Source organism: Azospirillum endophyticum (genome assembly GCF_016595245.1).
Taxonomy (GTDB): Bacteria; Pseudomonadota; Alphaproteobacteria; order Azospirillales; family Azospirillaceae; genus Azospirillum; species Azospirillum endophyticum.
The window spans coordinates 83,885-104,915 of record NZ_JAENHM010000018.1 but is presented as its reverse complement, the minus strand read 5'-3'; the positions used below and the strand labels follow the sequence as shown (position 1 = coordinate 104,915).

Below are 21,031 nucleotides of genomic sequence, written 5' to 3'. Positions count from 1 at the left end.
CGGCAAAACGCCGTTGGCGTTTGGCCGATCCCGCCCCGCAAGGGGAGAAGGGCTATTCACCACCAGAGGCTGTGTTTTCTTCGCGGATACGAGATCTGCGCATCCCGTAGGGGGAGAGGGGGCCAAATGCGGTGCTCTTTCCAATACATGCCCAAGCGACGCCGAACGCGGGCGGGGGTTCCTCGACTTCGCGCTCTCCCCGCCCGGACAAACGATCCTGCAGCGCCACGGCTTCCAGCCGCCGGCGTGCTGATCCCTCACGCCGCGCGGTCGGGGACTTCGAGGTCGAGCAACGCCGACGCCAGGCACTTGCCATGGGCATCGAGCGCCAGCGACCGGGTCACGCCGCCGCCCAGCGCCTGCCGCATCACGAAGTTCAGCGCGCCGACGCTGGGGATGGCGTAGCGCACCACCTCGCCATGGACGACCTCGTGGAACAGGGCCTTCACGCGGTCGGCGGTGACATGGGCCTCGATCAGCGGATAGTCCGCCTCGTCGAAGGCGATGACGGAGATGTTGGAGATGTCGCCCTTGTCGCCGGTGCGGGAATGGGCGATGTCGCGGAGTTTCATGTCAGGCCTCCATGAATTCGATGGCGGGCTTTGCCAGCTCGCGGGGCAGCAGGGCCGACAGCATCGCCACCACGTCCTTGGCCGACTTGGTGGCGCCGCCGCCGCTGGCCGGGCCGTTGGTGTAGAGGGTCTCGACCTCGTTGCCGATGCGCTGCGCCTCCTTCAGGCTGCCGGTGCGGCCGACCACGCGGACGCGGACCTCGTAGGGCTCCCGCCCGCCCGCGGTGGACAGCGCGTTGCCGTGGATGGAATCGACGCCGATCAGGTCGAAGCGCAGTTCGGTCGCCTCGACGCCGGTCAGCGCCAGACGCTCGCGCACGATCTCCAGCGCCAGCCGGCCGCGCGCCAGCGCGCCGGGACCGGCGTAGGAGATCTGCCCCTCGCCGATGAAGCTGTCGCGATAGCCGACCGAGACCTTCAGCGTTGGAGGGCGCGGACGCCCGCCGGCGCCGCTCACCCGCACCCGGTCCGGCCCCTCCTGGGTGAAGCGCACCCGCGAGAAGTCGGCCACCACGTCGGGCGTGAAATAGGCGGCGGGGTCGTGGATCTCGTAGAGCAGCTGCTCCTTGCAGGTGGCGGTGGTCACCGCGCCGCCCGAGCCGGCGACCTTGGTGATGACGGCGCTGCCGTCCTCCCCCACCTCGGCGATCGGGAATCCCAACCGGGCCAGCGCGGCGACGTCCTTCACGCCGGGGTCGGCGAAATAGCCGCCGGTGATCTGGCCGGCGCATTCCAGCAGATGCCCGACCACCGTCCCCTTGCCGAGCCGGTCCCAGTCCTCCATCGACCAGCCGAACTCGAAGATCTGCGGGGCGAGGAACAGGGCCGGGTCGGCGACGCGGCCGGTGATGACGATGTCGGCCCCGGACTTCAGCGCCTCGACGATCGGGGCGGCGCCGAGATAGGCGTTGGCCGACACCAGCTTGCCGGCCATCGCCGACACCGGCTCCCCCGTCTCCTCGATCCGGTGGTCGCCGGTCTTCAGCGTCTCCAGCACGTCGTCGCCGGACACCGCGGCGATCTTCAGCCCTTCCAGGCCGAGCGACCGGGCGATGTCCCGCGTCTTCGCGGCAGCGGCGGCCGGGTTGGCCGCCCCCATGTTGGTGACGATGCGGATGCCTTTCTCATGGCAGGGCCGCAGAACCGCCAGCATGCGTTCGGCCAGCAGCGGGTCATAGCCCTGCGTCGGATCCTTCAGCTTGGCGCCCTGGGCGATGGCGATGGTGCGCTCCGCCAGGCATTCGAAGACGAGATAGCGGATGTCGCCCTTCTCGGCCAGTTCCACGGCCGGCTCGATGCGGTCGCCCGAATAGCCGGCGCCCGATCCGATGCGGATGGTCTTCATGATGGTACTCCTGTATGCGGCCATTCTTCCGCCGCGTCAGAAGGGGATGACCCCGAGGACGGCCGCGGCGACGGTCATGACGACCGAGGCGGCGAACAGATAGGGGATCGAGAATTTCTGGTGCTCGCCCAGCCCGATGCCGCACAGGCCGACGACGAGGAAGGTGGCGGGGGTGAGCGGGCTGACCGGGAAGCCGACGGTCATCTGGCCGAGAACGGAGGCCTGGGCGATCTGGATCGGGTCGCCGCCCAGCGTCTTGTAGACCTCGGCGATCACCGGCATCATGCCGAAATAATAGGAGTCCGGATCGAACAGCAGGCTGAGCGGCATCGACAGGATGCCCAGCGCGAAGGGGACATGCTGCGCCATCTCCGGCGGGACGAAGGCGACGGCCGACTGCGCCATGGCCGTCAGCATCTTGGTGCCGGTCATGATGCCGGTGAAGACGCCGGCCGCCAGCAGGATGCTCGCCATCATCAGCGCCGCCTTGGCGTGGGCGTCGACGCGCTCCTTCTGCATCTTGACGTCGGGATAGTTGATCATCAGCGCCAGCACGGTGCCGACCATGAACATCACCACCGGGTCGACCGCCCCCTCGATCATCACGGCCATGATGACGGCGGTGAGGATCAGGTTGACCCAGAACAGCTTGGGACGGCGGATTTTGATCTGTTCCGGCGTCAGCACGCGCGGCGCCGGCCCGACCGGGGTTGCGTCCACGCCCATGGCGCCGACCGACCGCGCCTCCCCCGCCGCGAGATGCGGGGAGGACAGGCCGAGACGCCGCTCCTCGCGCTTGCCGAGCAGGAAGGCGACGGTGAAGATGAACAGCAGCCCGACGCCCTGCACCGCGATCAGCGGATTGAAGATGTCGGTCACCGGCACCTTCAGCGCGGCGGCCGACCGGATCATCGGCCCGGTCCAGGGCAGGAAGTTGACGCCCGCCGCCATCGACACGCACAGCGCCAGGATGCGCTTGTCCATGCCCAGCCGGTCGTAGAGCGGCAGCATCGCCGGAATGGTGATGAGGAAGCAGACGGCGCCCGACCCGTCGAGATGGATCAGCAGGGCCAGCAGGGTGGTGCCGACGGTGATGCGCGCCGGCTTGGTGCCGACCACCCGCAGGATGCGGTCGATGATCGGGTCCATCATGCCGGCATCGGTGACGACGCCGAAGAAGATGATGGCGAAGACGAACATGCCGGCGGTCGGCGCGATGGAGCGGATGCCGGAAATGATGAACTTGCTGGTTTCGAGACCGAAGCCGCCCGCCAGCGCCGCGATGATCGGCACGGCGATCAACGCGACCAGCGGCGACATCCGGTTGGTCATGATCGCCGTCAGCAGGACGACGATGGTGGCCAGGCCGAGTAACGCGAGCATGTGACCTCCTCTATGGCCGCTCTATGGCCGTTGTTATTGTTGTTTTCCGTCCGCTGCGCGATCCCTTCGTCCCAGGCGAAGAACCACGGCGGAGTCCTGCGGGCGGCCGGTTGCGGTCCCCGAGTAACGCCGCCCAAGCGGATTTCAATAAAACTTCATCTTTTGCGAAGACGGCCGGCGAAGGGACTGGGAGCGGGGCTTTCTATAGCTCAGCCATTTTGCCGCACCATGCCGGACCGGTGTCCGCGATTGACACTGTACGAACCCACAATCAGATTAGAGAAATGAATTTGTTGTATCACGGTAATTTGATTTTTCTATAAGAGGCGCGCCATGCTCCAGGGAGTGAGACATATCAAGGCCTTCGTCGCGGTGGCGCGTCTCGGCAGCTTCACCAGGGCGGCGGCCGAGGTCAACCTGTCGCAGCCGGCGCTGACCGTGCAGATCCGCCAGCTCGAAGAGAGCCTCGGCGTCCGGCTGTTCGACCGCAACAAGCGTCAGGTGGTGCTGACCCAGGCCGGCCGCGATCTGCTGCCCGCCCTGCAGCGGGTGCTGGCCGAGCTGGATGCGGTGATGAGCGTCAGCCACGATCTGGCCGGGCTGCGGCGCGGCACGGTGTCGGTCGCCACCCTGCCGTCGGTCGCCGCCGGGCTGCTGCCCATCGCCATCCGCCGCTTCGCCGCCGACCACCCGAACATCGACGTCCGGGTCAGCGACGTCGTCGCCGAGCGGATCATCCAGCTGGTCAAGGCGGAGGAAGTCGATTTCGGGATCGGCAGCCGGGTCGGTCCCGACCGCGACGTCGAGGTGATCGATTTCCTCTGCGACCGCATGTGCGCCTTCTTCCCCGCCGACCACCCGCTGAACGGCCGGCGTCCGCTGCTGCTGAAGGACATCGTCGCCTACCCGCTGATCCTGACGGCGCGCGGCACAAGCGTGCGCTCGCTGGTCGAACGGGCGCTGGAGAAGGAAGGGCTGGAGATCAGCCTGTCCTGCGAGGCGAACTACATGTCGACGGCGGTCGGCATGGTGCGGGCCGGTCTCGGCGTCTCGGTCCTGCCGGAATCCGCCGTCGACGCCGCCTCCTGCGAAGGCATCGTGGTGGAGCCGATCCGCACCGCCGGGCTGGTGCGCCGGATCGGCTTCATCCGCAAGGCCGGCCGCTCCCTGTCGCCGGCGGCCGAACGCTTCGTCGCCCTGCTGCGGGAGGTCGCCGGCCCGACGCTCGCCCATTTCTCCGCCATGGAGACCGCCGCGAAGCGGTGAAGCGGGTTGAGCTGTGCTGGGTGCGCATCGGAGCAGCCGCAGTGCGCCGACCCTTCGATTTGACTTTTAACCGAGGTCACTCTGACCCCTCAGGGGTAATCGCATCTGGCAAATTTGACCCCTGCACAAGGGCGCACGTGATTCCCGTCTCCGAGACTGTGAAGAAATCGAACTTATATGAGAAAGCCTTGGCGAGATGATGGCAATCATTCGGAAGCCCTTGAAAGCGGTGGTTACCGACGGCGCTGCTCCTGTCACGGACAATCCATTGCTGGCATACTCGCAGGGACGCCTGGCCCGAAGCGATGCTGTCCAGCGTCTCGGACTCCGCGACTATGCCGGATTGCTGGTCGCGCTTGGGGATGCCGCTCTGCCGATCCCCCTGCCGTCGCCTCGCGATGTCGAGAACCAAGTCACGGCCTTCGCCGAACTTTGGACGCAGTCCTGAAGCGGTGCACCGTCATCATTCCCGATGCGGGACCATCCGAGAGCCCTTCGGTGACCGATCGGTTGGTTCAGGAACTGGCGCTTCGGGGACGCCACACTCCGCTTTTCACCGATTTGCCGGACGGCGTCGATGATCCGGCAACCATCGGCAGCACTTGGCGCCCATCCGGGCCGTGACCACCACCATGAAGATTTTTTTAACACAGTGGCATTATTTTATTACTGCAATCAGCCAATACGAATTCAACCGACCCCATCCTCCGTAGTATATCAGTTGTCGCTCCCCGATGGCGCGCGACATGAAGGCACCCATGAGACTCCTGGAAAATCTGACGATCCGCGCAAAGCTGACCGCACTGGTCGCCTTGTCCGTCCTGGCCCCGGCCGTCGTGATCGCCATCAGCAGCAGCTTCGCCCACCAGCGCATGGTCGACGACCGCATCGACACCATCCGCTCGGCGGTGGAGATGGCGGTCGGCATGGCGAAGGGGCTGAATGCGGAGGTCGAGGCGGGAACCCTGCCGCGCGAGCAGGCGCTGACGCGCTTCCGCAACGCGGTGCATGCGATGTCCTACCATGACGGCGCCGACTATCTGTTCGCCTACGACCTCAACGGCATCGCCGTCGCCAACCCCTCCAACCACAAGGCGGTCGGCACCGACCGCATGGGGCTGCAGGACAAGGCCGGCAAGTATTTCGTCCGCGAGATCGTCGACACGCTGCGCCGGCAGGACAACGCCATCATCCATTATGTCTGGCCGAAGCTGGGGTCCGACGTCCCGCTGCTGAAGACCAACTACGTGCAGCGCTACCAACCGCTCGGCCTGATCGTCGGCTCCGGGGTCTACACCGACGACATCGACGCCGCCTATCACGAGTTCCTGGCCAGGACGGGCGCCGCCACCGCCGCGCTGATCGCCGCGCTGGTGCTGATCGCCTTTTTGGTCAACCGCGACATCGTGCGCTCGCTGCACCGGCTGCGCGACAATATGACGGCGCTCGCCGCCGGCGACCTTGGCGTCACCTTCCCGGAGGCGGCGCGGCGCAACGAGATCGGCGGCATGGCGCAGGCGCTTCAGGTGTTCAAGGAGAATGCCCAGGCCAAGGCCAGCCTGGAAGCCAGCCAAGCCGAGCAGGCGGAGCGCGCCGCGGCCGAGAAGCGGGAGGCGATGACGACGCTCGCCAGCCATTTCGAACAGACCGTCGGCAACCTGATCCACGACGTCGCCGGCGAGGCGGACGCCATCGAACGGCGCGCCCAGGACATGACGCGCGCCGCCGACGAGACCGGCAGGCTGGCCGGCGCCGTCACCGCGGCGACCGAACAGACCTCCGCCAACGTCCAGACCGTCGCCGCGGCGACGGAGGAGCTGACCAGCTCGATCAACGAGATCAGCCGGCAGGTCGGAGAATCGGCGCAGATCGCCCATGAGGCGGTCGAGAGTGCCGAACGGGCCAACGGCAAGGTCGAGGGGCTGGCCGGCGCGGTGGAGCGGATCGGCGCCGTGGTCGGGCTGATCAATTCCATCGCCAGCCAGACCAACCTGCTGGCGCTCAACGCCACCATCGAGGCGGCCCGTGCCGGCGAGGCGGGGCGCGGCTTCGCCGTGGTGGCGAACGAGGTCAAGGCGCTCGCCAACCAGACCGCCCAGGCCACCGAGGAGATCGCCGCCCAGGTCGCCGGCATCCAGAGCGAGACCGCCCAGGCCATGCACGAGATCAGGGACGTGGCGCAGGTCATCGGCCGGGTCAACGACGTCGCCACCTCCATCGCCTCGGCGGTCGAGCAGCAGGGGGCCGCGACCCGCGAGATCAGCCGCAACATCCAGCAGGCCGCCCAGGGCAGCCACGAGGTGTCGTCCAGCATCGGTGGCGTGAACACCGCCGCCGGGCGCAGCGGCACGGTCGCCTACGAAGTGCTGGAGAATGTGCGCGAGTTGTCGATGCAGACCGACAGCCTGCGCGACGAGGTCGGCCGCTTCCTGGCGCAGGTGCGGGCCGGCTGACCGGCCCGCAAGGCCGGCGCCTTACGGCACGGCGACGAACTCCACCCAGTTCGGCTGCTTGCCGGCCGGATAGCGGGCGAGCGTGGTCAGCGCGCCGCTGCCGCCGTCGATGCGGTAGACGGTCATGCCGTCGGACTTCTCGCCCACCGCCGCCAGGAAGCGGCCGCTCGGGTCGATGTTGAAGCCGCGCGGCTGCTCCTCCGTCGCCACGCTGGCGAGCGGGGTCAGCTGGCCGCTTTCCGGGTCGATGCGGAAGGAGCGGATGGTGCTGGTCCGCCGTTCGGAGATGTAGAGGAACCGTCCGTCCGGCGTCACATGGATGTCGGCGGCCCAGGGCTCGCCCTTGAAGTCCGCCGGCAGGGAGGCCAAGCGCTGCTTCTCCGCCAGCCTGCCGGTCGCGGGGTCGTAGGCGAACACCGCGACGGCGGCGTCCAGCTCGTCCACCAGATAGAGGTGGCGGCCGTCGGGATGGAAGACGATGTGGCGCGGACCGGATTTCGCCGGCAGCGCCACCGACGGCGGATCGTTCTCGCTCAACCCTCCGGTGGCCGCGTCGAAGCGGAACTGCACCAGCCGGTCGGATCCAAGGTTGGTGGCGAAGGCGAAGCGGTTGTCGGGCGACGGCTGGATCGAATGGGCGTTCTTGCCGGTCGCCACCACCTGCTGCGGCGCCCCCACCTTGCCGTCCGGCCCGATCGGGTTCACCGCCACCTTGTCGCCGCCGTAGGACGCGCTGAACAGGTATTTGCCGCTGCGGTCGGTGACGATGTTCGCCATGCTGTCGGCCAGCGGGCCGCTGCCGAGATGGCTCAGCTTGCCGGTCGCCACGTCGATGGCGAAGATCTGCACCTGATAGGGCTGCGAGCGCACGCCGGCATAGAGGAAGCGCCGGTCGGGGCTGAGCGCCAGGGGGGTGGAGGAGCCGGGCTTGTCCACCCCGACGAAGGGCGCCGTCCCCACCGGGGTCATCGCCCCGGTGTTGCTGTCCAGCCGGAAGACGCTGATGTCGTTGCTGCCGGCGTTGGACACGTAGGCGAAGCTGTCGGCCAGTGCCGGAACAGGCATGGCGAAGGCAGCGGAAGTCAGCAGCATCGCCAGCGCGATGCCGGTGCGGCGTCCCATAGTTTCCTCCATTATGTGGATGTCCCCGCCGCAGGCGCCGGTTGCTCCGGTCATCTCCACGGCGGGGGTCTTCGGATCCCGTCTCCGGTCAGCTCAGGTCAGGTCACCGGCGCCGGGTTGAACAGGGTCAGCGCGTTGCGCAGGCCCCAATGGTCGGCCCAGGTCTGCTTGCGGCCGCTCGCCACCTCCAGGATCAGGCGGAACAGCTCCCAGCCCACATCCTCGATGCTGGCTTCGCCGGTGGCGATGCGGCCGGCGTCGACATCGATCAGGTCGTGCCAGCGGGAGGCCAGCTCGGTCCGCGTCGCCACCTTGATCACCGGCGCCATGGCGAGGCCGTAGGGCGTGCCGCGCCCGGTGGTGAACACCTCGATGTTGCAGCCCGACGCCAGTTGCAGCGTGCCGCAGATGAAGTCGCTGGCCGGCGTCGCGGCATAGAGCAGCCCCTTGCGCGTCGCCCGCTCTCCCGGTGACAGCACGCCGACGATCGGGCTGGTGCCCGACTTGGCGATGGAGCCGAGCGCCTTCTCCACCACGTTGGCGAGGCCGCCCTTCTTGTTGCCGGGGGTCGGGTTGGCGCTGCGGTCGGCCGAACCGGTCTGGAGATAGTCGTCGTACCAGCGCATCTCGCGGATCAGCGCCCGGCCGGTCTCCTCGTCGATGGCGCGCGGGGTCAGCAGATGGATGGCGTCGCGCACCTCCGTCACCTCGGAGAACATCACCGTCGCCCCGGCCCGCACCAGCAAATCGGCGGCATAGCCCAGCGCCGGGTTGGCGGTCACGCCGGAAAAGGCGTCGCTGCCGCCGCATTGCAGCCCGACGACGAGGTCCGAGGCCGGGCAGGTCTCGCGCCGCCGCTCGTTGAGCTGGGCCAGCCGGCGGTCGGCCATCTCCAGGATGGAGGCGACCATGTCGCCGAAGCCCTGGTGGCGTTCGTCCTGCAAGGTGACGATGCTCGGCTCGACCCCGGCCGGCAGCAGCCGTTCCGGCTGGAGCTTCTCGCAGCCCAGCCCGACCACCATCACCGCCCCGCCCAGGTTGGGGTTGCGGGCGAGGTTCTGCAGCGTGCGGATCGGCACCACGGCGCCCGGCGCGTTGATCGCCACGCCGCAGCCGTAGGTGTGGTTCAGCGCCACCACGTCATCGACGCTGGGGTATTTCGGCAGCAGTTCCTTCTTGATCCGCTCGATGGCGAAATCCATCACCCCGGCGACGCACTGCACGCTGATGCTGATGCCCAGCACATTCTTGGTGCCGACCGTCCCATCGGGATTGCGGTAGCCCTCGAAGGTGTAGCCGTCCAGCGCCGGGGCGTCGGGCGGCACGGCGGTCGCCAGCGGCAGCGTGTCGAGATCCGGCGCGGCGGGCAGGCGGACCAGCGATTCCTCGATCCAGGCGCCGCGGCGCACCGGGCGGGCGGCGGTGCCGATCACCTGCCCGTAGCGGACGATCGACGCCCCTTCGTCCAGGTCGGCCAGCGCCACCTTGTGGCCCTGCGGCACGAAGTCGGTCAGGACCAGCCCGCACTCGAACTCCGTCCCCGGCGGCAGCCCGCCGGAATTCACCACGATGGCGACGTTGTCCTCGGGATGGACCAGGATGTAGAGAGGCTTCTGGGTCATGGCTTGCCCTGACTGTGTCGGGATATCCGGAGTTTAAACGCCCTCTCCCGTCCCGGGAGAGGGAGGGGACCCGCCGCGAAGCGGTGGGGAGGGTGAGGGGTGATCCAAGGCACCTGCACCGCATGGCTTCGTGCCAAACCCCTCACCCTTCCCATGGCGATGCCATGGGCCCCTTCCCTCTCCCGGGACGGGAGAGGGAGGATCAACCTCACCGCACCAGGCACGGCCGCTTGTTGTCGAACGTCCAGCCGGGGATCAGGTACTGCATCGCCGTGGCGTCGTCGCGCGCGCCCAGCCCGTGCCGCTTGTAGAGGTCGTGCGCCTTCGCCAGCTCGTCCATGTCGATCTCGACGCCCAGCCCCGGCTTTTGCGGCACGGCGACCAGACCGCCCTCGATGCGGAACGGCTCCTTCGTCAGGCGCTGGCCGTCCTGCCAGATCCAGTGGGTGTCGATGGCGGTGATCCGGCCCGGTGCCGCCGCGGCGACATGGGTGAACATCGCCAGCGAGATGTCGAAATGGTTGTTGGAGTGCGACCCCCAGGTCAGGCCCCATTCATGGCACATCTGGGCGACGCGGACGGACCCTTGCATGGTCCAGAAATGCGGGTCGGCCAGCGGGATGTCGACCGACTGCAACTGGATGGCATGGCCCATCTGGCGCCAGTCGGTGGCGATCATGTTGGTGGCTGTCGGCAGGCCGGTGGCGCGGCGGAACTCCGCCATCACCTCGCGGCCGGAATAGCCCCGCTCGGCGCCGCAGGGATCCTCGGCATAGGCCAGCACGTCGCCCTTCCCCTTGCACAGCCGGATCGCCTCCTCCAGCGACCACGCGCCGTTGGGATCGAGCGTGACGCGGGCCTGGGGAAAGCGCCTGGCCAGCGCCGTCACCGCCTCGATCTCCTCCTCGCCGCGCAGCACGCCGCCCTTCAGCTTGAAGTCGTTGAAGCCGTAGCGCTCGTGCGCCGCCTCGGCCAGCCGCACCACCGCGTCGGGGGTCAGCGCCACCTCGTTGCGCAGGCGGAACCAGTCGTCCTTGGCGTCCGTCTCGGCGCGGTAGCCCAGATCGGTCCTGTTGCGGTCGCCGACATAGAACAGGTAGCCCAGCATCTCCACCGCGTCGCGCTGCTGCCCCTCGCCCAGCAGGGCCGCCACCGGCACCTCCAGGAACTGGCCCAGCAGGTCGAGCAGCGCCGCCTCCAGCGCCGTCACCGCATGGATGGTGATGCGCAGATCGAAGGTCTGCAAACCGCGCCCGCCGGAATCGCGGTCGGCGAAGCCTTGGCGCACGCTGTTGAGGATGGCGTTCCAGGCGCCGACCGGCTGGCCGACCACCAGGGCGCGGGCATCCTCCAGCGTCTGGCGGATCCGCTCGCCGCCCGGCACCTCGCCGACGCCGGTATGGCCGGCGCTGTCCTTCAGGATCACCACGTTGCGGGTGAAATAGGGCGCATGGGCGCCCGACAGGTTCAGCAGCATGCTGTCCTGGCCGGCGACCGGCACGACCAGCATTTCGGTGACTTTGGGCGACGACATCTGAGGGACCATGATGCGGGGTCTCGAAAGCGGGAAAAGGACGGATCAGGCGGCTTGCAGCAGCGCCTGGGTATAGCCGAGCGCGAAGGCGAAGAAGCGCTCGCGGTCGGGATCGACCTCGGAGAAGGGCACATGGTCGGGGCAGAGGATGCCCTGGTACCCGACCTCGCGGTAGGCGCGGATGCAGGCCGCCATGTCGACCGACCCCTCGTCCGGCATCGCCTCGCGGAAGTCGAGGTAGCCGCCCTTGATGTTGCGGAAATGGACCATGAAGATGCGGTTCTGCGGGCCGAACTCGCGGATCGCCTCCAGCACCGTCCCGGTCGGATCGCGCGACATCTCGGCGATGGTGCCCTGGCAGAAGTTGAAGCCGAGCGACTTGCTCTCCGGCGCAAGGTTGACGAAGCGCCGCAGCCCGTCGAGCGACCCCAGCACATGGTGGACGCCGTTCAGGCCGCCCGGCGGATAGGCCGGGTCGTGCGGGTGGCAGGCCAGCTTGACGCCGGCCTTCTCGGCGGTCGGCAGGATCGCCTCGACCAGATATTCGATGGCGCGCCAGCCGTCGGCCTCGCTGACGCCGCCGGCCTCGCTCGCCATCACCTGCCCGCAGGTCTCAGGCGCACCCCGGGCGGCCAGCGGCGACGGCTTGGTCCCCGTCTCGTCCTCCGGCAGCACGGTTCCCCAGTAGGAGAAGCGGGCGTCGTTCTCCGCCTTGTACTCGTCGGCGCGGAAGGTGCTGCACTTCATGCCGCCGCGGCCGTCGACCACGCCGGTGCGGGTGATGCCGACCATGGCGACGGTGTATTTCACGGTATCCACCCCGCCGTCCGCTGCGGCGCGGATGTTGTGGCGCAGCCGCTCGGCGGTGGCCGCCGCCTTCTCCGGCGCGCGCAGGCTGTCGAGCAGGATGGAGCCGACGTCGAGCGCCAGACAGTCCAGCGTCAGGCCATGGCCCTCCACCCACTTGCGCTGGTCGGCGACCTTGCGGCCGTCCCACAGCCCGGCCTCGACATCGTCGCCTGCCATCACCGGCACGTTCGGCCGGCTGTCGATGACGATGCCCCGGGCGCCGAGCTGGGCGGACAGGCGCAGGCGCTTGTCGGTGGGGTTGATGAGCTGTTCGCCGATATACATGGGAAAGACCCTTTGCCGAACCGTTCGACGTGGAGTTGGACGCGGGGCGGGAACCCCACCCCGCCGGTCGTTACTTCTTCAGTTCCATCCGCTTGATCTCGCCGACGACGACGAGGTAGCTGACCGCCGCGATCAGGGCGTTGGCGCCGACGAAGACCAGGGCGCCGTTGAAGGAGCCGGAGCTCTGGATGATGTAGCCGATGATGATCGGCGTCGAGATCGACGACAGGTTGCCGCACATGTTGAACACGCCGCCGCTAAGCCCGGTGATCTCCTTCGGCGCGCAGTCCGACATCACGGCCCAGCCGAGAGCGCCGATGCCCTTGCCGAAGAAGGCCAGCGCCATCAGCGACACGATGACCCACTGGAGGTCGGTGTAGTTGCAGGCGATCATCGCCATCGACATCACCATGCCCAGCACGATCGGCGTCTTGCGCGCCGCGGTCAGCGAATAGCCCCGGCGCAGCATGGCGTCCGACATCACGCCGCCCAGGATGCCGCCGACGAAGCCGCAGATCGCCGGGATCGAGGCGATGAAGCCGGCGTTCAGGATCGACATGCCGCGGGCCTGGACCAGATAGACCGGGAACCAGGTGATGAAGAAGTAGGTGATGGCGTTGATGCAGAACTGGCCGAGGAAGATGCCGACCATCATGCGGCTGGCGAAGAGCTGGCGGATGTAATCCCACTTCGCTCCGCTCTCGGCCGACACCGCCTTCTTCTGGCCGTCGTCCATGTTGACCAGACCGCCGCCGGCGGCGATGTGGTCCAGTTCGGCCTGATTGATGCGCGGATGGTCCTTCGGCGCGTAGACGGTCTTCATCCACACGCCGGCCATGACGATGCCGAGCCCGCCCATGACGCCGAACACCCAGTGCCAGCCGAACGAATGGGTCAGCCAGCCCATCAGCGGCGCGAAGAGCACGGTGGCGAAATACTGGGCGGAATTGAAGATGGCCGACGCGGTCGCCCGCTCCTGTCCGGGGAACCACGCCGCGACGACGCGGCTGTTGCCGGGGAAGGACGGCGCCTCGGCGAAGCCGACGGCGAAGCGCAGGGCGAACAGCACCATGACCGCGGTCCCGCCGGCGAAGAAGCCGATGGAGCCCTGCATCAGGGTGAAGACCGACCAGATGAAGATGCTCAGCCCATAGACGATCTTCGACCCGTAGCGGTCGAGCAGCCAGCCGCCCGGCAGCTGGCCCAGCACATAGGCCCAGCCGAAGGCGGAGAAGATGAAGCCCATCTCGGCGGCGTTGATCCCCAGCTCCTTCGAGATCACGGGGCCGGTGATCGACAGCGTCGCCCGGTCGGCGTAATTGATGACCGTGACCAGGAACAGCATCGCCAGGATGAGATAGCGGACTTTTGTCTGCTTGGCGGCGGGCGGGGCGGCGGCAGCGGCGGCGGTCGAATAGGACGCGCGCTCGGCGTTGGCGGCGGTGCTCTCGATTGTCATGAAATTTCCTCCCTCAAGGCATGAGGGCGGGCAGGCGCGGCAGTCCGTTCCCGGACCCGATTGGCGGATCCGGCTTGCTGGCTGCACCTTGTGTCCGGCATCCGGGATGAAGCCCGGCGCCTGCCCGTCCGGCGATGGTTCGTTGCCGCGGGTTAGCGGCTTACTGGGGTCCCAGCGCGTCGATCAGGGCGCGCAGGTCCTCGACCTCGGCCGCGGTGCAATCGACCAGCGGCGCGCGCACCGGGCCGGCGGGACGGCCGACGATGGCGGCGCCCGCCTTGACGATGCTGACGGCATAGCCGGCCTTGCGGTTGCGGATCGCCAGATAGGGCAGGAAGAATTGGTCGAGCAGCCGGTCGGTGGTGGCGGTGTCGCCGGCGGCGACCGCCTGGTAGAACTCCATCGCCGTGCGCGGGATGAAGTTGAAGACGGCCGACGAATAGACCGGGACGCCGATGGCGCGATAGGCCGCGGCATAGACCTCGGCGGTCGGCAGGCCGCCCAGATAGCTGAAGCGGTCGCCCATCCTGCGGCGGATGGTCGTCATCATCTCGATGTCGCCCAGCCCGTCCTTGAAGCCGATCAGGTTGGGGCAGCGCTCCGCCAGCGTCGCCAGACGGTCGGCGCTCAGCTTGCAGGTGGCACGGTTGTAGATGATAACGCCGATGCCGACCGACTTGCAGATCGCCTCGACATGGGCAGCGACGCCCTCCTGGTCGGCTTCGGTCAGGTAATGCGGCAGCACCAGGATGCCGGCGGCCCCGGCCTTCTCGGCGGCCCGCGCCATCTCGATGGCGATGCGGGTGGAATAGCCGACGCCGGCGATGATCGGCACTTCCTTGCCGCAGACCTCGACGGCCAGCGAGACGATGCCCTTGTGTTCGTCGGGGGTCAGCGAGAACAGCTCGCCGGTGCCGCCGGCGGCGAACAGGGCCGACGCGCCGTAGGGCTTCAGCCATTCCAGGCGGCGGGCATAGCCGCCCGGCTCGAAGGTGCCGTCGGCGGTGAAATCGGTCAGCGGGAACGACAGGAGACCTTCGCTGACGACGGCCTTCAGGGCTTGCGGTTCCATCGGGAGCATCCTTGGAAAACGGTGGAGACGATCCGCAGGAAAAAGGCTGCGGGCCGATTGTGGTTTGGGACGATGGCCGGGGCGGCGTTCGGGATGGCGGTCCGTTCGACACCGGCGGCGTCCGATGACAGGACGACTACCATCATATCAGTCATCATACAAGTGGTTTGGTGCAGGCAGCGGCAATCCGCCTCCCCACCAATCCGTGGTCGGCGACAGCGGGCGCCGTCCGGCGCCGAACGCCCTCTCCCGCCCCGGGAGAGGGAGGGGACCCACGAAGTGGGGAGGGTGAGGGGTGCTCCAAGGAACCTGAAGCGCATGGCTTCGTGCCTAGCCCCTCACCCTTCCCACCGCTTCGCGGCGGGCCCCTTCCCTCTCCCGAGGCGGGAGAGGGGCCATATGCTTTCGCACAAAGCAAAAGGGACGCAACCGGCGGTCCGGCAGCGTCCCTTCTGGTCTCCTCATCCCGCAATGGGCAGCGGCTCACCCCGTCGCGGCGGGCGCCTTGAAATCGCCGCCGACACGCAGCCGGTCGCGGCTGCCGTTCAGATGCAGGCGCAGCGCGGCGCGGGCGCCCTCCGGGTCCTGGCGCTCGATGGCGGAATAGATGGTCTGGTGCTCGTCGTTGATCCGCCGCAGATATTGGCGGCGCGAGTCGCCTTCCAGATGCCCGTAGCGCACGCGGGCACGCGGGATCAGCAGCGACCCGAGATACGAGAACAGGGCCAGGAAATGCTTGTTTCCGGTCGCCGCGGCGATGGCGCTGTGAAAGGCCAGATCGGCGTCGATGGCATCCTCGCCCGCCTCCACCGCCGCCGTCATCGTGTCCAGCGCCTCGCGCATGCGGGCAAGCTGGGCGTCGTCGCGGCGGATGGCGGCGAGGTAGGCGGCCTCCGATTCCAGGCTGATGCGGACCTCCAGCACCGAGATCGCCTCGTTCACCGCCTCCAGCGTCGATTCCTCGATGCGGAAGGGCAGGATCGCGGCGTCGCGCAGGACGAAGGCCCCCAGCCCCTGCCGGGTGGAGACCATGCCGACCGCCTTCAGGTTGGCGATCGCCTCGCGCACCACGGTGCGGCTGACGCCGAATTCGTCGATCAGGTCTTGTTCGCTCGGCAGCCGGTCGCCACTCTTGAACTGTCCGCTGGAGATCCGTTCGGCCAGGGCATCCACCAGTTGCTTCGCCAGCGGGTCCCGGCGCCTGCGCGCTGTCATCACCATCCTCACCCAAACCCGGTTCCGGGACGGACCGCCCGTCACCACTCCATGTCCAGAGTTAACACCCCCAAAACCTATACGACAATAGACAAGCCGGCCTGCCAGCCCGTGGAAAGGCGACGCATCGGGGCCGCTCCGCACCGCCCCACTTGTATGATGACCGATGTCATGATAGATCGCCTCTCCAACGAATGTCCGGCCGCTCTTGTCGGCGGGCGCCCCTCCCCCGGCGCTCCGCCCTTGAAGGAGACCCCAAGATGACCATCACCGGCGAGATGCTGATCGGCGCGACCGCCCATCGCGGCAGCCAGGGCGAGTTCCGCGCCGTCGACCCCGCCACCGGCGAGGCGCTGGACCCCGTCTTCGGCGGCGGCGGCGCGGCGGACGTGGAGCGCGCCTGCGCGCTGGCCTGGGCCGCCTTCGACAGCTTCCGTGAGACCGGCCTGGAGCAGCGCGCCGCCTTCCTCGAGACGGTCGCCCAGAACATCCTCGACATCGGCGACGACCTGATCACCCGCGCCATGGCCGAAAGCGGCCTGCCGCGCGCCCGGCTGGAGGGCGAGCGCGGCCGCACCGTCGGCCAGCTCCGCCTGTTCGCCCAGGTGGTGCGCGAGGGAAGCTGGGTCGAGGCCCGCATCGACCCGGCCCTGCCGGCCCGCACGCCGCTGCCGCGCGCCGACATCCGCCAGCGCCACATCGCGCTGGGGCCGGTCGCCGTGTTCGGCGCGTCGAACTTCCCGCTCGCCTTCTCGGTGGCCGGTGGCGACACCGCGTCGGCCTTCGCCGCCGGCTGCCCGGTGGTGGTCAAGGGCCATGGCGCCCATCCCGGCACCTCGGAACTGGTCGGCCGCGCCATCCAGGCGGCGGTGGCATCCTGCGGCCTGCCGGAAGGCGTCTTCTCGCTGCTGTTCGGCACCGGCAACGAGATCGGCACGGCGCTGGTCGCCGATCCGCGCATCAAGGCGGTCGGCTTCACCGGTTCGCGCCGCGGCGGGCTGGCGCTGATGGAGGTGGCGGCCAAGCGGCCGGAGCCGATCCCGGTCTATGCCGAGATGAGCAGCATCAACCCGGTCTTCCTGATGCCGGCGGCGCTGGCCTCGCGGGCCGAGGCGCTGGGCAAGGCGTTCGTCGCCTCGCTGACCATGGGCGCCGGGCAGTTCTGCACCAACCCCGGCATCCTGCTGGTGGTGGACGGGCCGGACCTCGACCGCTTCGTCGCCGCGGCGACGGAGGCTCTCGGCGGCAGCGCCGCCTCGACCATGCTGACGCCGGGCATCCATGCCGCTTTCGATTCCGGCGTGGCGAAGCTGGCCGGCAGCGGCGCGGTGACGATGCTGGCGCGCGGTCTGGCCTGCAGCGGGCCGAACCAGGCGCAGGCGGCCTTCTTCACCACGACGGCCGAGGCTTTCCTGGCCGATCCTGAGTTGCAGGAGGAGGTGTTCGGCGCCGCCTCGCTGCTGATCCGCTGCCCGGATGTGGCGGCGATGACGGCAGTCGCCGAAAAGCTGGAAGGGCAGCTGACGGCAACCTTGCAGATGGACGCGGCGGACAGGGCTGCGGTGGCGGGGCTGATCCCGACGCTGGAGCGCAAGGCCGGCCGCATCCTGGCGAATGGCTGGCCGACCGGGGTGGAGGTCTGCCACGCGATGGTGCATGGCGGCCCGTTCCCGGCGACCTCGGACCCGCGCAGCACCTCGGTCGGCACGTTGGCGATCCGCCGCTTCCTGCGCCCGGTCTGCTACCAGGACATCCCCGCCGACCTGCTGCCGGAGTCCCTGCGCGACGGCAACCCGCTCGGCCTGTGGCGCCGGGTGGATGGCGAGCTGGGCCGCGGCTGACCGTCGACCCAAATTCCCCTCTCCCGTCCCGGGAGAGGGCATGGAGCCGACGGCCGCAGGCTGGACGACTGCAACGCAGTCGTAGGCGGAATGCGGTCGCGAGACTTGCAAGCGACCTCGGGGCCCACCGCGAAGCGGTGGGAAGGGTGAGGGGCAGGACAAGAATCCCGAACCGCATGGTTCCTTGGATCACCCCTCACCCTCCCCACTCCGTGGGTCCCCTCCCTCTCCCGGGGCGGGAGAGGGAATCAAGCCCCCGCCGTTCCATCGCCGCCCGCAGCAGAGCGGCGAACCGGAAGGGCGCGTGCAGGAACTTGCTGTAGGGCAGCGTCGCGAACCAGCCGAGCACGAGGCCCAGATGGGCCAGCAGCAACGGCCCCATCGCCGCCGTCTCGCGCAGGGCGAGCAGCGCGAGACCGCTCGCCGCCACCAGGAACAGCAGCCCCAGCAGGGCGCAGTCCGCGCCGGTCAGACCGGGCGCCAGCGGCGCCGGATCGGCGCGCCGCTTCAGCAGCGCCAGCCCGGCGGTTCCCACCACCATCCCGCCTCCCCCCAGCCCGCCGAGCAGCACCGGCAGGCTCAGTAGCGGATAAGGCGCCTGCCAGCCCAAGACATGGTCATAGACGGTCGCCACGACCGTAGCGGCGAAGCACAGCATCACCCCGTAGAACAGCGCATGGTGGAACCGCCGCCGCGCCTGCGAGAAGCGCTCGTCCCGGTCGTTGCAGCCGGCCCCGCCGCCGCCGAGATTGCGCAGGCTGGCGGCGTCCGACAGGGCGTCGCGCAAGGCCGGCAGCAGAGCCACCCCCGCCGGCGCCGGCCCCATGCCGCGCCAGAACGACGCGACGCCGAGGCCGATGGCGAGCAGCGACCACAGCAGCACCGCCCCGGCCACCCCGGCGATGGCCCCCCACGGCACCAGCCGATAGAAGGCGCCCGGCCCGGCCTGCCGCCCGAACAGCAGCTCCGGCGGCACCGACAGCAGGACCGGAAGCGCCACGAGCGCCACCGAGGCCGCCGTCACGCCAGCGACGAAGCCCCAGCCCGAGCCGGGCGGGCGTCCCCTGACACACACCGGCCAGACATGGTCGCGATAGGACTGCTGCCTGACCAGGGCGAGGCTTTTCGGCAGATTGAGGTCGAAGGCGTGCGGCGGCGCGTACTGGCAGGCGTGATAGCAGGACCGGCAGTTGTGGCAGAGGTTGGACAGGAAGGCCAGATCGGCCGCCGACACCGTCCGCCGCGACCTCAACACTCGGAAGACGGCGCAATAGCCGTCGCAGAACCGGCAGGCATTGCAGAGGTCCAGCGCCCGGCGGGCCTCCGCCGCGATCCGTTCCACGCCAGCGTCAGTGCAGGGCATGGGCAGCCGCCTCCCGCCCGGCGATGCGTCCGAACACCGCGCCGACCGCCATGGCGCTCCCCGCCAGATAGCCGGTGCCCAGGATGTTCGGCGCCATGACCACCCCCGCGGCATGGACCCCGTCGAGGGCCGTCCCATCCCGCCGCAGCACCCGCGCCCGCCCGTCGACCCGCACCCCGAGACAGGTGGAGGTGACGCCGACCCGCACCGGATAGGCGCCGAAAGGCGGAACCGTGATCGGCGCGGCCAGCCGCGTCTTCGGCGGATGGAGACCCGCCGTCGCCCCGCCATCGGCGATCGCGGCGTTGAAGCCGGCCACCGTGGCCTCCAGCGCCGGCGGATCGATGCCGAGCGCCCGCGCCAGCTCGCCGATGCCGTCGGCCCGGACCGCCGGAAAGATCGAGGGCCGGAACCGCTCGCCGATCGCCGCGTCGAAGACGGAAAAGGCGATGGCCTCCGGACAGCGCGCCACCAGATCGCCCCAGGCGGTGTAGCGGCCCGACCCGACGCTCGCCCCCTCGTCGGCGAAGCGCCGGCCATCCCGGTCGACGACGATGCCGTGGGCGATGCCGTCCAGCCGCGTGACGATACCGCCGTCGAACCGCGGCGCCCGGCCGTCCACCGCCACCCTGTGGCAGCGGTCCGCCGCCCCCACCGGCTCGGCCCCCGCCGCCAGCAGCGCCTTCAGCGGGATGCCGGTCGCCTGGGGAGTGCCGCGGACCGTGAACTGGTCGGCGGCCCCGCCCCACTGCCGCCGCAGCCAGCCGAGATCGGCCTGGAAACCGCCGGAGGCGACGACGAGCGCCCGCGCCCGGACGGTCCCGGTTCCGCGGGCGGAACCGCCCGGCCGCCCGACCGTGACGGCGGGCGCCCCGTCGCGCAGATGCAGCGCCTGCACCTCGCTGCCGTACCGGATGGCGACCCCCAGCCCTTCGGCGGTGGCATAGAGCGCATTGACCAGCGCCTTGCCGCCGCCCAGGAAAAAGACGGTCTTGCGCGAATAGGGCAGGATCTCGTCGGTGGCGCTTTGGAACCGCACGCCATTGCCGGCCAGCCAGTCGACGATCCCGGCGCTGTCCGCGACGAACAGGCGCGCCAGCCCGTCATCGGTCCCGGCGGCGTACCCCGCCACCCGCCGCAACTCCCCCCTGTAGTCGTCGGCGGGATAGCTGCTCCGCACCCACGGGGTCGGAGCGTCGTGCATGACCCGCATGTTGCGGGAGTGGCGGGCGTTTCCGCCGCGCAGCGCCCTCGGCGCCGCCTCCAGCAGCAGGACGGCGGCACCCGCCCGCCGCGCCGCGATGGCGGCGCAGAGGGCGGCATTCCCGCCCCCCACCACCAGAACGTCGCAGTCGTACGGGACACCGGTCATCGATCGCAGCCTTTGGCATCAGCTTCGCCACAATCCCCCTCTCCCCCCCGGGGAGAGGGTCGGGGTGAGGGGGNNNCCCCCCCGGGGGGGGGGGGGGGGGGGGGGGGGGGATGCACTGCGTGGCTATCCCGAGAATCCTCGCCATGCCGCCCCCTCACCCTAACCCTCTCCCCAGGGGGGAGAGGGGATCCTTCCTGCGCTACAAGTCGTGTGCATCACGCAGCGCCTGGGGCGGGAGAGGGCATTTATCACCCCATGCCCCCCTTCCGCCTGCGGCA

General features: G+C 69.2%; 16 protein-coding genes. 4 read left to right on the top strand and 12 right to left on the bottom strand.

The annotated features are described in order from the left end of the window. Positions 1-257 precede the first annotated feature (257 nt). The 3 genes from JHL17_RS05405 to JHL17_RS05395 are packed head-to-tail and all read right to left on the bottom strand — an operon-like array spanning position 258 to position 3,300. Positions 258-572, bottom strand: coding sequence for an AtuA-related protein (locus tag JHL17_RS05405; RefSeq protein ID WP_200191025.1), 315 nt, complete (start codon positions 570-572; stop codon positions 258-260). A 1-nt stretch (position 573) separates the two neighbouring features. Next, positions 574-1,917 (bottom strand): acyclic terpene utilization AtuA family protein, encoded by a 1,344-nt coding sequence (locus JHL17_RS05400; protein ID WP_200191024.1) that lies wholly within the window; start codon positions 1,915-1,917, stop codon positions 574-576. Positions 1,918-1,953: 36 nt separating this feature from the next. Then, the gene (locus tag JHL17_RS05395; RefSeq protein ID WP_200191023.1) at positions 1,954-3,300 is read right to left on the bottom strand and encodes a CitMHS family transporter; all 1,347 of its coding nucleotides are present in this window, start codon (positions 3,298-3,300) and stop codon (positions 1,954-1,956) included. Positions 3,301-3,633: 333 nt separating this feature from the next. Here JHL17_RS05395 and JHL17_RS05390 point away from each other — a divergent pair, with 333 nt between their 5' ends. From JHL17_RS05390 to JHL17_RS05380, 3 genes are all read left to right on the top strand, one after another. Beyond that, entirely contained in the window at positions 3,634-4,566 is a 933-nt protein-coding gene (locus tag JHL17_RS05390) for a LysR family transcriptional regulator (RefSeq protein ID WP_200191022.1), read from the top strand. Positions 4,567-4,762: 196 nt separating this feature from the next. After that, the gene (locus JHL17_RS05385; RefSeq protein ID WP_200191021.1) at positions 4,763-5,014 is read left to right on the top strand and encodes a hypothetical protein; all 252 of its coding nucleotides are present in this window, start codon (positions 4,763-4,765) and stop codon (positions 5,012-5,014) included. Between the two features lie 310 nt (positions 5,015-5,324). Beyond that, positions 5,325-7,019, top strand: a complete 1,695-nt coding sequence (locus JHL17_RS05380; protein ID WP_200191020.1) for a methyl-accepting chemotaxis protein — start codon at positions 5,325-5,327, stop codon at positions 7,017-7,019. A gap of 21 nt (positions 7,020-7,040) precedes the next feature. On the opposite strand, the gene JHL17_RS05375 is transcribed toward JHL17_RS05380, so the two are convergent. The 7 genes from JHL17_RS05375 to JHL17_RS05345 form a co-directional block, all read right to left on the bottom strand. Further along, a complete protein-coding gene (locus JHL17_RS05375) occupies positions 7,041-8,141 on the bottom strand; it encodes a lactonase family protein (RefSeq protein ID WP_200191019.1) in 1,101 nt (366 codons plus the stop codon). Positions 8,142-8,239: 98 nt separating this feature from the next. After that, entirely contained in the window at positions 8,240-9,763 is a 1,524-nt protein-coding gene (garD, locus tag JHL17_RS05370) for a galactarate dehydratase (RefSeq protein ID WP_200191018.1), read from the bottom strand. 208 nt (positions 9,764-9,971) lie between these two features. Then, positions 9,972-11,297 carry a glucarate dehydratase gene (gene gudD / locus JHL17_RS05365; protein WP_247893329.1) on the bottom strand — a complete coding sequence of 442 codons (1,326 nt, stop codon included), beginning with the start codon at positions 11,295-11,297 and terminating at the stop codon, positions 9,972-9,974. A gap of 45 nt (positions 11,298-11,342) precedes the next feature. Further along, positions 11,343-12,431 (bottom strand): mannonate dehydratase, encoded by a 1,089-nt coding sequence (locus JHL17_RS05360; RefSeq protein WP_200191016.1) that lies wholly within the window; start codon positions 12,429-12,431, stop codon positions 11,343-11,345. A gap of 70 nt (positions 12,432-12,501) precedes the next feature. Beyond that, positions 12,502-13,890 carry an MFS transporter gene (locus JHL17_RS05355; RefSeq protein ID WP_211113317.1) on the bottom strand — a complete coding sequence of 463 codons (1,389 nt, stop codon included), beginning with the start codon at positions 13,888-13,890 and terminating at the stop codon, positions 12,502-12,504. A gap of 160 nt (positions 13,891-14,050) precedes the next feature. Continuing rightward, positions 14,051-14,962 carry a 5-dehydro-4-deoxyglucarate dehydratase gene (kdgD, locus tag JHL17_RS05350; RefSeq protein ID WP_200191015.1) on the bottom strand — a complete coding sequence of 304 codons (912 nt, stop codon included), beginning with the start codon at positions 14,960-14,962 and terminating at the stop codon, positions 14,051-14,053. A gap of 483 nt (positions 14,963-15,445) precedes the next feature. Next, positions 15,446-16,177 (bottom strand): FadR/GntR family transcriptional regulator, encoded by a 732-nt coding sequence (locus JHL17_RS05345; protein ID WP_247893328.1) that lies wholly within the window; start codon positions 16,175-16,177, stop codon positions 15,446-15,448. A 260-nt stretch (positions 16,178-16,437) separates the two neighbouring features. Here JHL17_RS05345 and JHL17_RS05340 point away from each other — a divergent pair, with 260 nt between their 5' ends. Next, on the top strand, positions 16,438-18,018 hold the full coding sequence (locus JHL17_RS05340; RefSeq protein ID WP_200191013.1) for an aldehyde dehydrogenase (NADP(+)): 1,581 nt from the start codon (positions 16,438-16,440) through the stop codon (positions 18,016-18,018). Positions 18,019-18,214: 196 nt separating this feature from the next. Here the strand turns inward: JHL17_RS05340 and tcuB are convergent, their stop codons facing one another. Then, positions 18,215-19,381: a tricarballylate utilization 4Fe-4S protein TcuB gene (gene tcuB / locus JHL17_RS05335; protein WP_200191012.1), complete on the bottom strand. Its 1,167-nt coding sequence runs from the start codon at positions 19,379-19,381 to the stop codon at positions 18,215-18,217. Next, positions 19,368-20,753 (bottom strand): FAD-dependent tricarballylate dehydrogenase TcuA, encoded by a 1,386-nt coding sequence (gene tcuA / locus JHL17_RS05330; RefSeq protein ID WP_200191011.1) that lies wholly within the window; start codon positions 20,751-20,753, stop codon positions 19,368-19,370. Before tcuA ends, tcuB begins: the two co-directional genes overlap by 14 nt. Positions 20,754-21,031: the final 278 nt, after the last annotated feature.

Excerpts from the sequence above, each read along its gene's own strand:
- JHL17_RS05405 (WP_200191025.1), bottom strand. The coding sequence starts at position 572 with ATGAAACTCCGCGACATCGCCCATTCCCGCACCGGCGACAAGGGCGAC.
- JHL17_RS05400 (WP_200191024.1), bottom strand. The coding sequence starts at position 1,917 with ATGAAGACCATCCGCATCGGATCGGGCGCCGGCTATTCGGGCGACCGC.
- JHL17_RS05395 (WP_200191023.1), bottom strand. The coding sequence starts at position 3,300 with ATGCTCGCGTTACTCGGCCTGGCCACCATCGTCGTCCTGCTGACGGCG.
- JHL17_RS05390 (WP_200191022.1), top strand. The coding sequence starts at position 3,634 with ATGCTCCAGGGAGTGAGACATATCAAGGCCTTCGTCGCGGTGGCGCGT.
- JHL17_RS05385 (WP_200191021.1), top strand. The coding sequence starts at position 4,763 with ATGATGGCAATCATTCGGAAGCCCTTGAAAGCGGTGGTTACCGACGGC.
- JHL17_RS05380 (WP_200191020.1), top strand. The coding sequence starts at position 5,325 with ATGAGACTCCTGGAAAATCTGACGATCCGCGCAAAGCTGACCGCACTG.
- JHL17_RS05375 (WP_200191019.1), bottom strand. The coding sequence starts at position 8,141 with ATGGGACGCCGCACCGGCATCGCGCTGGCGATGCTGCTGACTTCCGCT.
- garD (WP_200191018.1), bottom strand. The coding sequence starts at position 9,763 with ATGACCCAGAAGCCTCTCTACATCCTGGTCCATCCCGAGGACAACGTC.
- gudD (WP_247893329.1), bottom strand. The coding sequence starts at position 11,297 with ATGTCGTCGCCCAAAGTCACCGAAATGCTGGTCGTGCCGGTCGCCGGC.
- JHL17_RS05360 (WP_200191016.1), bottom strand. The coding sequence starts at position 12,431 with ATGTATATCGGCGAACAGCTCATCAACCCCACCGACAAGCGCCTGCGC.
- JHL17_RS05355 (WP_211113317.1), bottom strand. The coding sequence starts at position 13,890 with ATGACAATCGAGAGCACCGCCGCCAACGCCGAGCGCGCGTCCTATTCG.
- kdgD (WP_200191015.1), bottom strand. The coding sequence starts at position 14,962 with ATGGAACCGCAAGCCCTGAAGGCCGTCGTCAGCGAAGGTCTCCTGTCG.
- JHL17_RS05345 (WP_247893328.1), bottom strand. The coding sequence starts at position 16,177 with ATGACAGCGCGCAGGCGCCGGGACCCGCTGGCGAAGCAACTGGTGGAT.
- JHL17_RS05340 (WP_200191013.1), top strand. The coding sequence starts at position 16,438 with ATGACCATCACCGGCGAGATGCTGATCGGCGCGACCGCCCATCGCGGC.
- tcuB (WP_200191012.1), bottom strand. The coding sequence starts at position 19,381 with ATGCCCTGCACTGACGCTGGCGTGGAACGGATCGCGGCGGAGGCCCGC.
- tcuA (WP_200191011.1), bottom strand. The coding sequence starts at position 20,753 with ATGACCGGTGTCCCGTACGACTGCGACGTTCTGGTGGTGGGGGGCGGG.